This window comes from Vibrio sp. 397 (assembly GCF_033339395.1).
In the GTDB taxonomy this organism is placed as follows: domain Bacteria; phylum Pseudomonadota; class Gammaproteobacteria; order Enterobacterales; family Vibrionaceae; genus Vibrio; species Vibrio alginolyticus.
The window spans coordinates 1-14223 of the sequence record NZ_JAWOUN010000018.1; the positions used below are offsets into that span (position 1 = coordinate 1).

11 protein-coding genes and 1 tRNA gene are annotated in these 14223 nt (G+C 43.4%); 7 read left to right on the plus strand and 5 right to left on the minus strand.

The window, feature by feature from the left end:
* Positions 1–156 precede the first annotated feature (156 nt).
* Positions 157–241 (minus strand) — tRNA-Tyr (locus R7P36_RS20940).
* A 284-nt stretch (positions 242–525) separates the two neighbouring features.
* On the opposite strand from R7P36_RS20940, the gene R7P36_RS20945 reads away from it, so the two are divergent.
* Positions 526–1620, plus strand: coding sequence for an efflux RND transporter periplasmic adaptor subunit (locus R7P36_RS20945; protein ID WP_005378593.1), 1095 nt, complete (start codon positions 526–528; stop codon positions 1618–1620).
* The gene (gene vmeF / locus R7P36_RS20950; RefSeq protein ID WP_149191937.1) at positions 1620–4733 is read left to right on the plus strand and encodes a multidrug efflux RND transporter permease subunit VmeF; all 3114 of its coding nucleotides are present in this window, start codon (positions 1620–1622) and stop codon (positions 4731–4733) included. The genes R7P36_RS20945 and vmeF overlap by 1 nt, the downstream gene beginning before the upstream one ends.
* Positions 4734–4813: 80 nt before the next feature.
* On the opposite strand, the gene R7P36_RS20955 is transcribed toward vmeF, so the two are convergent.
* A complete protein-coding gene (locus R7P36_RS20955; protein WP_170890538.1) occupies positions 4814–5389 on the minus strand; it encodes a porin family protein in 576 nt (191 codons plus the stop codon).
* Positions 5390–5603: 214 nt separating this feature from the next.
* Between R7P36_RS20955 and R7P36_RS20960 the strand changes: the two genes are divergently transcribed.
* Positions 5604–5921, plus strand: a complete 318-nt coding sequence (locus R7P36_RS20960; RefSeq protein WP_005378586.1) for a DUF1244 domain-containing protein — start codon at positions 5604–5606, stop codon at positions 5919–5921.
* Between the two features lie 61 nt (positions 5922–5982).
* Here R7P36_RS20960 and R7P36_RS20965 read toward each other — a convergent pair whose 3' ends face one another.
* Positions 5983–7077: a PLP-dependent cysteine synthase family protein gene (locus R7P36_RS20965; protein ID WP_005389952.1), complete on the minus strand. Its 1095-nt coding sequence runs from the start codon at positions 7075–7077 to the stop codon at positions 5983–5985.
* Positions 7078–7217: 140 nt separating this feature from the next.
* On the opposite strand from R7P36_RS20965, the gene R7P36_RS20970 reads away from it, so the two are divergent.
* Both R7P36_RS20970 and R7P36_RS20975 read left to right on the plus strand, forming a co-directional pair.
* Positions 7218–7682 (plus strand): Lrp/AsnC family transcriptional regulator, encoded by a 465-nt coding sequence (locus tag R7P36_RS20970; RefSeq protein ID WP_025998626.1) that lies wholly within the window; start codon positions 7218–7220, stop codon positions 7680–7682.
* 457 nt (positions 7683–8139) lie between these two features.
* Positions 8140–11181: a cadherin repeat domain-containing protein gene (locus R7P36_RS20975; protein ID WP_213899474.1), complete on the plus strand. Its 3042-nt coding sequence runs from the start codon at positions 8140–8142 to the stop codon at positions 11179–11181.
* A gap of 68 nt (positions 11182–11249) precedes the next feature.
* Here R7P36_RS20975 and tesB read toward each other — a convergent pair whose 3' ends face one another.
* Complete coding sequence (gene tesB, locus R7P36_RS20980) at positions 11250–12110, minus strand: acyl-CoA thioesterase II (protein WP_005378575.1); 861 nt, start codon at positions 12108–12110, stop codon at positions 11250–11252.
* 240 nt (positions 12111–12350) lie between these two features.
* Here tesB and R7P36_RS20985 point away from each other — a divergent pair, with 240 nt between their 5' ends.
* The gene (locus tag R7P36_RS20985; protein WP_213899473.1) at positions 12351–12785 is read left to right on the plus strand and encodes a YbaY family lipoprotein; all 435 of its coding nucleotides are present in this window, start codon (positions 12351–12353) and stop codon (positions 12783–12785) included.
* Positions 12786–12815: 30 nt separating this feature from the next.
* On the opposite strand, the gene R7P36_RS20990 is transcribed toward R7P36_RS20985, so the two are convergent.
* Entirely contained in the window at positions 12816–13118 is a 303-nt protein-coding gene (locus R7P36_RS20990) for a DNA base-flipping protein (protein WP_005378570.1), read from the minus strand.
* A 257-nt stretch (positions 13119–13375) separates the two neighbouring features.
* Between R7P36_RS20990 and R7P36_RS20995 the strand changes: the two genes are divergently transcribed.
* Entirely contained in the window at positions 13376–14119 is a 744-nt protein-coding gene (locus tag R7P36_RS20995) for a hypothetical protein (RefSeq protein WP_005389942.1), read from the plus strand.
* The last annotated feature ends 104 nt before the right edge of the window (positions 14120–14223 follow it).

Consider the following 14223-nt stretch of genomic DNA (forward strand, 5'->3'; position numbering starts at 1 on the left):
CGGATTCGAACCATCGAAGGCAGTGCCGGCAGATTTACAGTCTGCTCCCTTTGGCCACTCGGGAACCCCTCCAGGGTGTTTTATACTTAAAAGTTAGTTTCCCAACCTAGCTTTCAAGTTGTTCTCACGTTTAAAGGAAAAACATAAGAAAGAATATGGTGGAGGGGGACGGATTCGAACCATCGAAGGCAGTGCCGGCAGATTTACAGTCTGCTCCCTTTGGCCACTCGGGAACCCCTCCAGAGGATTTTTATACTTAGTAAGATGTTTTCCCAACTCATCTCCCAAGTGCGGAGCGAATCATAGCAAACTCGCTCAGGCTGTAAAGCGTTTTTCTTACGTTTTTACGTTGAATGCTGTCTTTTTGGGCAAAGATGGTAGAAAGTCAGCGTTTTGTTTGTCCTTTGAACAGAAGAGAGGCGCGCTTTTTACTTGAATTTACACTACTTGACGTTAAACACCGTATCTACTGATAAACTGTAAGCAGTTTAATGACATAAGTTTATTCGTTTAGAAGTCAATATCATGAGCATGAAAGCCACGTTATCGTTATCTGTTTTAACGCTTTCTATATTACTGAGTTCTCCATCGGTTTGCGCTGCGATGCGAGGAGGCTCAGCGGTTACTGTTGTGACTGAACAAGTAGAAACGCATGAGATCAATCAATCCTTAACTCTTATCGGCAAATTAAAGGCAGCGGAGTCTGTGGTTGTCGCATCGGAAGTCGCCGGCAAAGTGAATCAAATCGCTGTTAAAGCGAATCAAAATGTCCAGCAAGACCAGCTATTAATTAAGTTAGATGACGATAAGGCTCAAGCCGCTTTGATTGAGGCAAAGGCGTATCTAAAAGATGAACAGCGTAAGTTAAAAGAGTTCCAACGTTTGGTTAAGCGGAATGCGATTACTCAAACTGAAATCGATGCACAAAAAGCCAGTGTTGAAATAGCACAAGCGAGGCTAGATGCTGCTCAAGCCAATTTAGCTGATCTCCATATTACTGCTCCATTTTCTGGCACTGTTGGTTTTATCGATTTTAGCCGCGGCAAAATGGTCAGTGCGGGTACTGAACTTTTGACGTTGGATGATCTTTCCGTCATGGAACTGGATTTACAAGTACCGGAGCGCTATTTATCGATGCTTTCTATTGGTATGGAAGTCATCGCTAAAACCAGTGCATGGGGTAGCCAGACCTTTACTGGTCAAGTCACAGGTATTGATACGCGGATCAGTGCCGAAACACTGAATCTTCGCGTGCGTATTGAGTTTGATAACCCAGAAAATCAATTGAAGCCGGGCATGTTGATGAACGCTTCACTAGCATTTCCTGCTATTAAGGCGCCAATCATTCCTGTTCAAGCACTTGAATACTCCGGAACTAAACGTTTTGTATATGTAATTGATGAAAATAACAAAGCTACTCGTCAAGAAGTGTCGCTAGGTGCTCGTGTTGGCAACGAGGTGGTGATCGAATCTGGTGTTGAGATTGGTGACAAGATTGTGGTTCAAGGCATTGTTAACATGCGTGATGGTGTCGAAGTGAAAGAAATTGTCGCGCCACTAAAAGCGAACACCACGGATGTGACACGCAATGACAGTGAATCGGATGAGGAAGAAAACTAATGTTACTGTCCGACGTTTCAGTTAAACGCCCTGTCGCGGCGTTGGTTCTGAGCATGCTGTTGTGTGTGTTTGGCTTTGTGTCATTCACCAAATTAGCCGTTCGTGAAATGCCTGATATAGAAAGCCCAGTCGTTTCTATCAGTACGCGTTATGAGGGTGCATCGGCGACTATTATTGAAAGCCAAATTACCTCCGTTTTGGAAGACCAGCTTTCTGGGATCAGTGGAGTTGATGAAATTAGCTCCACTACTCGTAACAGCATGTCGCGTATCACGATCACGTTTGAGTTAGGTTACGATCTCAACACAGGTGTGAGCGACGTGCGTGATGCAGTGGCTCGTGCTCAGCGCTCGCTACCTGATGAAGCGGATGACCCTATTGTTTATAAGAACAATGGCTCGGGAGAGGCGTCGCTCTACATCAATCTCAGTTCTGCAGAGATGGACCGTACTCAATTAACCGATTATGCCGAACGTGTATTGATGGACCGCTTTAGCCTGATCTCTGGGGTTAGCTCCATTGATCTCTCCGGTGGTTTGTACAAGGTCATGTACGTGAAGCTTAAGCCAGAACTAATGGCTGGACGTTCAGTTACAGCTTCGGACATTACATCAGCTTTGCGAAGTGAGAACCTAGAAAGCCCAGGTGGTGAAGTTCGCAACGACTCAACGGTAATGTCCGTGCGTACGGCTCGTACTTATAACACGCCTGAAGATTTTCAATATCTTGTCATTAAACGCGCAAGCGACAATACACCTATCTATTTAAAAGATGTAGCAGATGTCTTCATTGGTGCAGAAAACGAAAACTCAACCTTCAAAAGCGATGGTGTAGTAAACATCAGTCTTGGTGTGGTACCGCAGTCAGACGCAAACCCGTTAGAGGTTGCGAAGCTGGTTAGGTCTGAAGTCGATAACATCCAGAAGTTCTTACCAGAAGGTACACGTCTTGCGATAGATTACGACGCGACAGTGTTTATCGAGCGTTCAATCGAAGAGGTGTACAGCACGCTATTTATCACGGGCGGCTTGGTGATTTTGGTATTGTACATTTTCATCGGCCAAGCTCGTGCAACCTTAATTCCTGCGGTTACGGTTCCTGTTTCTCTGATTTCTTCGTTCATTGCCGCGTACTACTTTGGGTTTTCTATCAACTTGATCACCTTGATGGCGTTGATATTATCGATTGGTTTGGTGGTGGATGACGCAATTGTGGTTGTGGAGAATATCTTCCACCATATTGAACGCGGTGAATCGCCATTACTCGCCGCATATAAAGGCACCAGAGAGGTTGGTTTTGCTGTTATAGCAACAACATTAGTGCTGGTGATGGTGTTCTTACCGATCTCCTTTATGGATGGCATGGTAGGTCTACTATTTACAGAGTTTTCTGTATTGCTGGCTATGTCTGTCATATTCTCCTCTTTGATTGCCCTGACGCTGACTCCTGTATTAGGTAGTCAGATTTTGAAGGCGAATGTAAAACCAAATCGATTCAATGAAGCGGTTGATCGCTTGTTTAGCAAGCTTGAGAGTGGCTATCGCGCATTATTGAAAGGCGCATTGAAAGTACGTTGGGCTGCTCCGCTGGTGATTCTAGCTTGTTTGGGCGGTAGCTATTTCTTGATGAATCAGGTACCGGCCCAGTTGACCCCACAAGAAGATCGCGGTGTGATATTTGCGTTTGTGCGCGGTGCAGATGCTACGTCATACAATCGTATGTCAGCCAATATGGATATTGTCGAAGACCGATTGATGCCATTACTAGGGCAAGGTTATCTGAAGTCATTCAGCATCCAAACGCCAGCGTTTGGTGGCCAGGCAGGAGACCAGACAGGCTTTGTGATCATGATTCTAGAAGATTGGAACGAACGTGATATCACGGCTCAGCAAGCCCTTAACAAAGTACGGAAAGAATTGGCAGGTATCCCAGATGTTCGAGTGTTCCCATTTATGCCAGGTTTCCAAGGTGGTTCGAGTGAGCCAGTTCAGTTCGTATTAGGCGGCTCTGATTACGATGAGCTCGTTGTTTGGGCTGAAATGCTAAAGAACAAAGCAGAAGAATCACCAATGATGGAAGGAGCAGAGATAGATTACTCGGAAAAAACGCCTGAGTTATTGGTTACAGTTGACCGACAGCGTGCCGCAGAGCTAGGAGTCAGTGTTAAAGACATTTCTGACACCCTAGAAATCATGCTCGGTGGTAAAAGCGAAACGACTTATGTTGAGCGTGGCGAAGAGTACGATGTGTATCTTCGCGGTGATGAAAATAGCTTTAATAATGCTGCAGATTTAAGTCAGATTTATCTGCGCACGAATAGCGGTCAGCTAGTGACGTTAGATGCGGTCACAAAAATTGAAGAAGTGGCGGCCTCTATTCGTCTTTCTCACTACAACAAACAGAAGTCCATCACTATTACTGCCAACCTGTCGGAAGGTTATACATTAGGAGATGCGCTGAATTACCTAGACCAGGAAGCCATCGACAACTTACCGGGTGACATTTCGGTGAGTTATTCGGGGGAGTCGAAAGACTTTAAAGAGAACCAAGCGAGTGTTGCTGTTGTGTTTGCATTGGCACTACTAGTGGCGTATCTCGTGTTGGCGGCTCAGTTTGAAAGCTTCGTAAACCCGTTAGTGGTCATGTTTACGGTGCCGATGGGTGTATTTGGTGGCTTCCTTGGTTTGGTTATTATGGGCCAAGGTATGAATATTTATAGCCAGATCGGCATGATCATGTTGATTGGTATGGTGACGAAAAACGGTATTTTGATCGTAGAATTTGCCAATCAGCTACGTGATCGTGGCGTTGGGTTTGAAAAAGCGATCATTGATGCAGCTGCGCGACGTCTACGTCCAATCTTGATGACTGCGTTTACCACACTTGCTGGCGCAATTCCGTTGATAGTATCGACAGGGGCGGGTTATGAGAGCCGTATTGCCGTGGGTACGGTTATCTTTTTCGGGATGGGGTTTGCGACATTGGTGACCTTGTTTGTTATCCCGGCAATGTACCGATTGATTTCGGCGAAAACACAAGCACCAGGTCATGTAGAAGCAGAGTTAAACAAAGCAATTAGCCATGATACGAAGGGCCGTATAGCGCACCCTTAAATCAAACGTTAAAACATAAAAGCCGAGGTAATAACCTCGGCTTCTCTTTATCGGTTTAAAGTTAGCTCGGAAGCGTTCGATTAGAAGCGTTTCCCTAGGCTGATTTGTACACCTTCGTAGCTGTCGTAAAAATCTTCAAAACCCATATCCGCGACATTATAAATGTACTCTGCGCGTAACCAGATATCTTTGCTCATATCCCAATGGACACCAGCACCGATGTTGAATAGCGCGCCTGAATCATCTGTGACTTTTTGTTCGTTTGGAACATACATTTCAGCTTGAGTGCCAAGCGCAGTTACGCGACCAAACAGTGACAGCGGCGTATCGCCTAAGTTATCACTTGTTACAACAGCAGACATACCTGCTTGGTAATAGTGAAGATCTAAGTTAGTTTTTAGAGCATCGTTCTTAAGTTCATTTTGTGAATAGCGCAGAACCCCTTCAAACGCGAGGTATTGGTTTATATGGTAACCCCAGCCAACTGTGATATGTGGTGTTGACCACTCATTGTCTCTATCCGAGCCGAAATACGGTGTATCAAAACCAACGTTACCAGTACCCAGATAAAAATAAGATTGATGAGCTTGTTCTTGAGCAGCTAAAGTTGGCACGCTAATGGTCAAGGCAGACAATAATAGAATGGCGTTTTTCATAACTAGACGATAACCTTGGTAAAAGACCGTTGTAATGATTTGTTTAAATGTTAATTTAATCAATAGGATGGATGGTAATTATCATATCAGCTTTTATCAAAGGTAGTGATTTTAGAATGGGAATTGTTGCGCTAAAGCATACTTCTTACTCATGACTACCGACTAACTAGATATGGTGACGAAAGCTAGCTAAATAAGAGAGAAGGAAAGGAAAGTGGCTGAATTCAAATACAAAAACTTGACTCAAGAAGAACAAGATAAGTTAGACGCGGCTACATTTCGCCGTTTATTGGCGCATTTAGATGCTAACAAAGACGTACAAAACATCGACCTGATGATCCTTGCGGGCTTCTGTCGCAACTGCTTTAGTAAATGGTATAAATCTGAGGCTGAAAATCTCGGTTTGGATTTAGATATTGATGACGCTCGCGAACGTGTTTACGGCATGACTTACGATGAATGGAAACAAAATCATCAACCAGCGGCAACGCCAGAACAATTGGCTGCGTTTGAAGCGCGCCAGAAAAAGTAAAACCCAGCGATAAAAACAGCCCACATGAAGTTGGGCTGTTTTTTAAAGTCCAGTTTGCACGTTAAGCGTTAGTTGAGCCGCAACAAGCTGGCTCAACGCAACCTTTTGCTTGAATGACTTCGAGTTGAGCTAAGTAAGGTTGAATATCGCCGATGTTCTCTTTTACCCATGTTAAGTCATAATACGTATCTAGGTAACGCTCTCCAGAATCACATAGAAGCGTCACGATAGAACCCTTCTCACCGCGTTGTTTCATCTCACAAGCCAATTGCAGCACACCGTAAAGATTGGTGCCTGTTGATGCGCCGACTTTACGCCCAATCAGCTGAGATACCCAATGGGCGGTTGCCACACTGGCTGCGTCTGGAATTTTGCGCATTTCATCAATGACACCAGCAATAAAACTTGGTTCGACACGTGGTCGCCCGATACCTTCAATTTTGCTGCCAGTATCGCCTTTCAATGAGTGATTTCCTGACTGGAAAGCATCGTAAAACACTGAGTTTTCAGGGTCTACCACGCAAAGCTTAGTGTCGTATTTTTGGTAACGAATAAAACGGCCAATGGTTGCTGATGTGCCGCCTGTTCCAGGACTCATCACTACCCAGCTAGGAATCGGGTGATCTTCTAACTCCATTTGGCTAAAGATAGAGTTCGCGATGTTGTTGTTACCGCGCCAGTCAGTAGCGCGTTCAGCATAAGTAAACTGGTCCATGTAGTGACCATTTAGTTCTTGAGCCAAGCGTCGAGACTCGTCATAAATCTGATCTGATCGTTCAACAAGGTGCGCTTTACCACCGTAAAATTCAATTTGTTCGATCTTTTTACGTGCAGTGGTTTTCGGCATGACGGCAATGAACGGTAAGCCAAGTAAACGCGCAAAATACGCTTCCGAAACGGCAGTGCTGCCTGAGGACGCCTCGATTACAGTGGTTTCAGGACCAATCCATCCATTACAAATCGCATAAAGAAACAACGAGCGTGCCAATCGGTGTTTCAGAGAGCCTGTTGGATGCGTGCTCTCATCTTTTAGGTAGATATCGATACCATCAAGAGAAGGCAGTTCAAGTTTAAATAAATGAGTATCAGCAGAACGTTGGAAGTCTGCTTCAATTTTACGCACTGCATTGTTGATCCAATTGTGGTCAGTACACATGGCGTCTCTCCTTGGGAAATCGATAGATAAGTATTAGATAGGGATAATTTATCTATAATTTTCGAGAAAAACTTTGCTATTGTTACTCTTAATAAAGATTTTTGTAGAAAAATTTTCTACATTTTATGGGTTTTATAGAAATGAGTTTAGATCGAATAGATAAGCAGCTGCTTGCTTTACTACAAACCGACAGCACCTTGTCATTAAATGACGTGGCTGAGCGAGTCAATCTTACTACAACACCATGCTGGAAGCGCTTGAAAAGGTTGGAAGAAGAGGGCTACATCGAAAAACGCGTGGCGTTGTTAAGTGCAGAAAAGCTCGAGCTATCTTTCATTGCATTTGTTCAGTTAAAAACGATTGATCATTCCGAAGGTTGGTATCACCATTTTGTTACAACTGTGAGTGACTTTCCTGAGGTAATGGAGTTTTATCGTATGGCTGGCGAGTATGACTACATGATGAAAGTACTAGTCAAAGATATGAAGTGTTTTGACGAATTCTATAAGCGGTTAGTTAATAGCGTAAAAGGGCTATCTAATGTGACTTCAACATTTGCTATGGAGTCCATTAAATACACAACAGAGTTACCAATCCTAAAATAACTCGCCCTATAAGAATTCTATCTAATGTTAATTCTACCTTTTAGTATTTTAAATGTTAAAAGGTAGTTTGATTATGCTTTTAAAACTATTTCCTACCAGATATTTTATAAATATAAACGATATTTATTCTCTCTTCTATTTTTCATTAACCATTTGTTTTTGCAGTCCATTAATCCTATACATCATAATGAAAGAAAAAATAACGCAATTTTTCCTCTTTATTTTTCATGTTTTATTTTATTGAATATTAATTTTTACTAAATTAATGGAAGAGCTTGATTTAAACGTTTGCTTTTTGTGTTTTCATGTAATTTGGTCGCTATTTTTGAGTATTTATTTTTAGGATTAATACAGTAGCAATTACTTAAGTAATAAAGTACTCAAAAATGGGGATAGTGATTAATAAAACATCGTATTATTATCGCCCCATCTTGTATGTAACAAAGTATTACTAAAAATGAACAGAAATTACTATTTGCTTTTTCTCGCAGCTTTACTCGCTGGCTGTGGCGGTGGGGGAGACTCTAAGCCGAACAATACGAAGACACCAACTACGATAACAAAGCAGAACCGTCCGCAATTAAAAGTGGAAGACACGGTATTGAAGTTTGAAGGAGTGGGAACGGTTACTGAAGCAAAACTGAGCAATGTACATGGGTCGGTATCTTACCAAGTCATTGACTCTAATCCGCCAAATGTCGTGAAAATTAATGATTCAGGAATACTACAAATTCTGCGCCCAGGAACGGCGACTATTCTTGCTACAGATAGTAGCTCTGCTTATGAATCTTCTGAAGCAAGATTTTCTGTCACTGTAGAGCGAGGCATCAATACTGAACTTTCAGTGAGTGATCTGAATTTCAATGCGATTGAGTCAGAAGGAAAAGCGTTGATCGTCCGTGGCCAAAAAGGCGAACTGAGTTATGAGGTAGAAAGTGGTCATAACTTGATTCGTGTTGATGAGAACGGTTCGGTATATTCATTAGGTTCAGTTGGTCAGGCATCGGTGCTGATTACTGATTCAGGTAACGACTTTTACTTGCCGAAACAAGTTCGCGCTACGGTTAAACTGCATGCAGTAGCTCCGGGGCAATTACAGTTCGCTTTGCTTGAAGACGAGTATCGAGAAGGTTTGACGTTAGAACCAGTGCGTCTAGATAAAGCTCAAACGCAACGTATTTCTTACAAAATTATAAATAGCGTACCAGACAGCAAGGTGGCCGAGTTGCTAGATCCTGAAACGGGTTTGCTTCTTGTTCATAATGTTGGTCGATTAACGGTTGAAGCGACTGCAACTTACAGCGACGCGTTTCTGGATAAACAGCAAACAGCGCAATTTTTTGTGGATATAAAACAAGGCAAGCGTCAAGAAATCAGCGCAGCGGATATCGTCACAACTTATGAGGAAGGTGGACGAATTTTCCCTAAGGTGACGAACGCCTACGGTGACTATGAGCTGAGAATCATTCGTGGTGAAGACGTTGTCGCTAAAACTGAAAATGGTGAAGCATTACTGATCAAAGGTGTTGGTGCTGCTGAAGTGGAAATTTACGAGCATGACATGCGTAATTATCCTGCAAGCAAAACTCGCTTTGATCTTGAAGTTAATCGCGCGCCTCATCCCGTTATAAAAGACATTGAAATGCCGCTTACCTATCAACCAAATCTTTCAATCCCTCTGGCGTTTAAAGGGCAAAAAGGTAACGTAAATCTAGTTAGCAGCTTACCTAATGGCTTACGAATGACTGACGGCAAGTTGGAGGTAGTGACTGCGGGTGAGTACGACCTTAAGTTTGAAGACGATGGTGGGGAGTTCTACCAACCTATTCAATTTAATGTCGTCATCAAAGTTGCAAAGGCTGAAGGCCAACCGATGGCAACACACGATTATGACGTTGTATACAGCAACAAATACAGTTTTGATCTTCACCGTGATTTTGGTTTGAGTGCTGACGAGCAAATTGAGATTGTAGATAACACCGCACCAGATGTTGTCGGTGGTTTTAGTGAAGGACGTCTCCATGTGTATAAAGCGGGTAAAGCGACGCTAACTGTGCGCAGAAAAGAGAGCGCGAATTATACTGTTGGTCCTGATCAAAAAGTCTACGTGACAATTTTGAGTGCGCCGAGCCGAATTGAAGTTCAATCCGATGTGGAAGAGATTTGGAAGGTTGGCCAAACATTTGTTGCGCCGAAAATCTCTGGTACGGTTGGGGAAGTTACGTACCGATTTGCAGACAACGCAGCAACAGATGTGGTTTCCTTAAACAGCCAAACGGGTGCCATGCAAATTCTTAACGCGGGTAGCACAAAAATTATTGTTTCGGATGCGGGGGACGACAAAGTGGATCCGGGTGAAAGTAGTTTCTCGGTCACGATTAAACAAGGCACAAACCCTGTATCGGTTACTTACCCAACGGTAGAATTCTCCGCTGGTAGTGTTATCTCACCAGTGATGAGTGGTGGGACTGCGAAGGCAAGTTACCGTCTTATTAACCAAAAAGACCCTGTGGTCGAGCTAGTTTCTCCTGATACAGGGCGTTTGAAAATCCTGCATGCAGGCACGTACCAATTAGAGGTTACCCTTACTGGGCGCAACTACAAAGCTAAAACAATCGTCGTAAATGGCACTATTAACAAAGCGAATCACCCTGGTTTAAGTGCTTCTACAATGAAGGTGGAATTTGAACCATTTAAAAAGGTTAAGCTAGACTTTGGTACACCAATAGGAAACCGCAGCTATCAAATATCTAGCTCAACAATTAAAGGAGTCGCTTCATTAGATGTTGATAAGGAAGAGCTGACGTTACTTGACCTCCCACCAGTAAAAAGACGTTGGATTTCTCTCGACGTTTCGGAAGGAGAATCTCGAGATTACAAAGCGTTGGAAAGTAAGAAAGTCCAGCTGTATCTAAGCTTTGCAGATGAAGGTGTTGCGGATCAATATACATTGCTTGAAACTGAACAAACAGTATTGTTTAGCACGCTAAATGCACGTGAGTTTTCTAACTTAGAAGAAAGTGAGTTTGGTTTGATGAACGTTCGTTCAGTGCGTGAGCCAACGGACGAAGAATTGAAATTATACGGCAAAGGTAAGATTGCACTACTTGCATTCAAGCCGGTGGGTAACGATGACCAAACTCTAATAAAAGGAGCGTGGGTACACTTAGCTCGATTTGATGGATGTGCATCAGAGCTGTTCGAAGATGATCTCAAGCCTTTTGAAGCAATTGACTATGATGACCCAGGGTACTGCACCAACGGCAGCACGATTCGTATGACTCGGTTCTTAATAATTGATGACTCGAAGATGGAAAAGGTAGAGTATGAGTTAGTAGCACCTGTGATTACTTACCGTCGTGGGGTTCGTGAATTTTTAGCAACGAATAAAGGTGGATTCTATGCCGACCCAAATGTCATTTACGGGAAAGGCGAATATGGTTACCCGAAATCACTTTACGAATGGTCGGTTATTAACATGAAGTATCAACCAAATTAATCATCGTTTGATACCCATTAAAAAAGGAGTGCGGAACAGCACTCCTTTTTTCGTCTGGCGAACACGAGCTATTTCGTGTAGCGCATCACCCCTTCTTGCACGGCGGTCGCCACTAAGTGACCTTGCTGGTTGTATATTTCGCCACGGACCAACCCACGAGTATTGCTCGCCGTTGGGCTCTCTATCGCATATAGAAGCCATTCATCCATCTTAAACGGACGATGGAACCAGATAGAGTGGTCAATGGTGGCCACTTGAAAGTTAGGCGTCATTAATGAGACTTCATGTGGATGCATTGCTGTCACAAGGAATCCCCAATCGGATGCGTAGGCCAGAAGGTACTGGTGAATTAGCTGATTCTCTGGCATTTCACCATTAGCACGAATCCAAAGGTACTGTTTGGGTTCTGCTTTTTTGGGCTTCAAAGGGTTGATAACCGTAACGGGGCGAGTTTCGATTGGCTTTTCCCCGCAAAATGTTTTGCGTAAGCGTTTGGGTAGAAATTCTGCAATATGGCTTGCGAGCTCACTCTCTGAGGCAAAGTTTTCTGGACCAGGGATATCTGGCATTTCTTTTTGATGATCAAACCCAGGTTGATCGCCATGGTAGGATGCGGTTAGGTAAAAAATAGGGCGTCCATTTTGAATTGCTTTTACGCGTCTAGTGCTAAAGCTACGGCCATCTCTCAGATTTTCTACGTCATAAATAATAGGTTTTTCTGGATCGCCAGGGTACAAAAAATAGCTATGGAAGGAGTGTACCGTGCGTGTTTCTTCAACGGTGTAGCGCGCAGCAGAAAGTGCTTGCCCAATTACTTGACCGCCATAAACTTGAGGCAAACCTAGGTTTTCACTTTGGCCACGAAACAAGCCTTCTTCTAATTTTTCGAGTTGTAGTAGGCTGAGCAATTCTCGTAGTGGTTTACTCATTGTGTCTCCTCACCGTTGTCTTTCATTCCAAGTTACCTCAACAGCCTCACTCTTGTGAAGTGGCATAGTTAAGAACTATTGAGTAACTTAGAAATAGTATTGTTCCAATTATGAAACAAAATCAATTGTTTGATAAATTCTAACTCAGTCAAACTATTGTCAAATAAAATGACAGGAAGCAGACAGTTTTATATTCCACACCTATAATTGCTTCGGTTTAATGCTCTTTTCGAGGAATATATGAAAAAAACACTACTACTTGTTACTTCTCTACTCTTTGGGGCTGCGTTAGTGGGTTGCCAAACTTCTCAAAATACAGAAATGGAATCTACAGAGGCGTCAATGAAGACGATTACAGGTACAGTGGCTTATCGCGAGCGGATTGCCTTGCCACCAAACGCAGTGGTTACTATTGCGTTAGAAGATGTGTCCTTGGCGGATGCGCCAGCAAAAGTGTTGGCGAAACAGACATTCGAAACAGAAGGTAAGCAAGTTCCTCTTTCTTTTGCGTTGAGTTACGACAGCAATGAAATCAAACCAAACCATCGTTACAGCGTTCGTGCTCGCATTGAGGTAGATGGAAAGCTGCGTTTTATCAGCGACACACATAACGGTGTTATTACAGATGAAGCACAAACTCACCAATTAGATATTCGTCTAGTTGGAACACGTTAATACGACGCACTGAGAACAAAAAATGGCAGCTTAAGGCTGCCATTTGTATTTTTTAAGTGAAGTTTTGCCAACTTCCGATACTTCAATCCCTTCTGCTTCTAATTTCTTTTTTTGTCGCTCTAAGTCTCTGCCTTTTAAAGATATTTTTCCTTGGCTATTTACCACTCTAAACCAGGGGAGTTTACTGCCTTCTGGTAAGTTGCCCAGTGCTTTACCAACATGTCTCGCATAGCCCGGATAACCGGCCATTTTGGCAATTTCCCCATAGGTGGAGACTTTTCCTTTTGGAATTTGGTGAATTACAGCAAAGATTTGCGCTAAAAATTGGTCCATACTCAAAAGTGTCTATTTTGGATTACTAAGGAATGGTAAACCATTGGACTTGTATATTGCTAACGGTTCTTAACCCTTGTGTTGCCAGCGACTCACTTTGAAGAATTACATTTTCTGTTCTTTAGTGTCGTTGGTTGATGAGCCTTAAACAGCATGAAGCAAACGCAAGCTAAGCTTGAATCTAGACCCTCTCAACGACTTTCAATCCCAGTTTTTGCCGTTGAGTTACCAAGTAGGTGGGGAAGCCAGGAGGCGCTATGATTTTATCGACACTTCAATTTTTCGTTACGACCTTACTCGCTGTTGTCTGCGTTCGGGCGATGAGTTTGAGCGAGGGTGACATTCCCGTTCTTGCACTTATGATCCCCGCGCTGTGGGTTCTGCCACAAGGTGGGTTCGCTGGCCTAGTATTACTGGGCGCGATGATGGCTTTTGGTGCGACACTCTCAATGCAGCCAATTGCTTTGTCGGTTGGTGTTTTGATCCTTTTCCCACTTTTAATGGTGGTGTTTTCTCGTAGAAGCTCTTTAGGCGTGTTGCTCACCGCTGGTCTTATTGTACTTACACTGCAAGTTGGTCTTATGGTCACACAGCAAGGCGGTAAGCTGGATGGGTCTGCTTGGGTTACAGTGGTTCAAACCATTGCGGTTATGGCGATGTGGTGGTCGGCTGCGCATTGGACGCCATCCAATAAACACAGCTGGTGGCCGTTGTTTTTGTTGCTCCCATTGTGGATTGCAGGCCTACCGTACGCCGTTCTTATGGCGTTAAGTTTGACGGGAATGTTAGCGTCAATGGAAGCACTTGCGAAGCTTCAACATACTATTCGTTGGAGCAAATTATTATGTTGGACATTGCCGACTGTGGGTTTTGCCGCTTTAGTCGTCAGCCCGACCACGGATGTGCCAAACCCTGTTTTCGTGGTTTGGATCTGTTTGTTAGGGACGGCTTGGATGACTGACTATATTTTACGTAGTAGCGATGAACAGGCTGAATTATGAGTTTTTAGTCAGGTAAAAAGTGACATGTGCGGCAGAGTATCGAATTGGTTGTGGAACAAAATGGAGATTAGTATATGTTCTTCATTTCATATTTACTACACTTC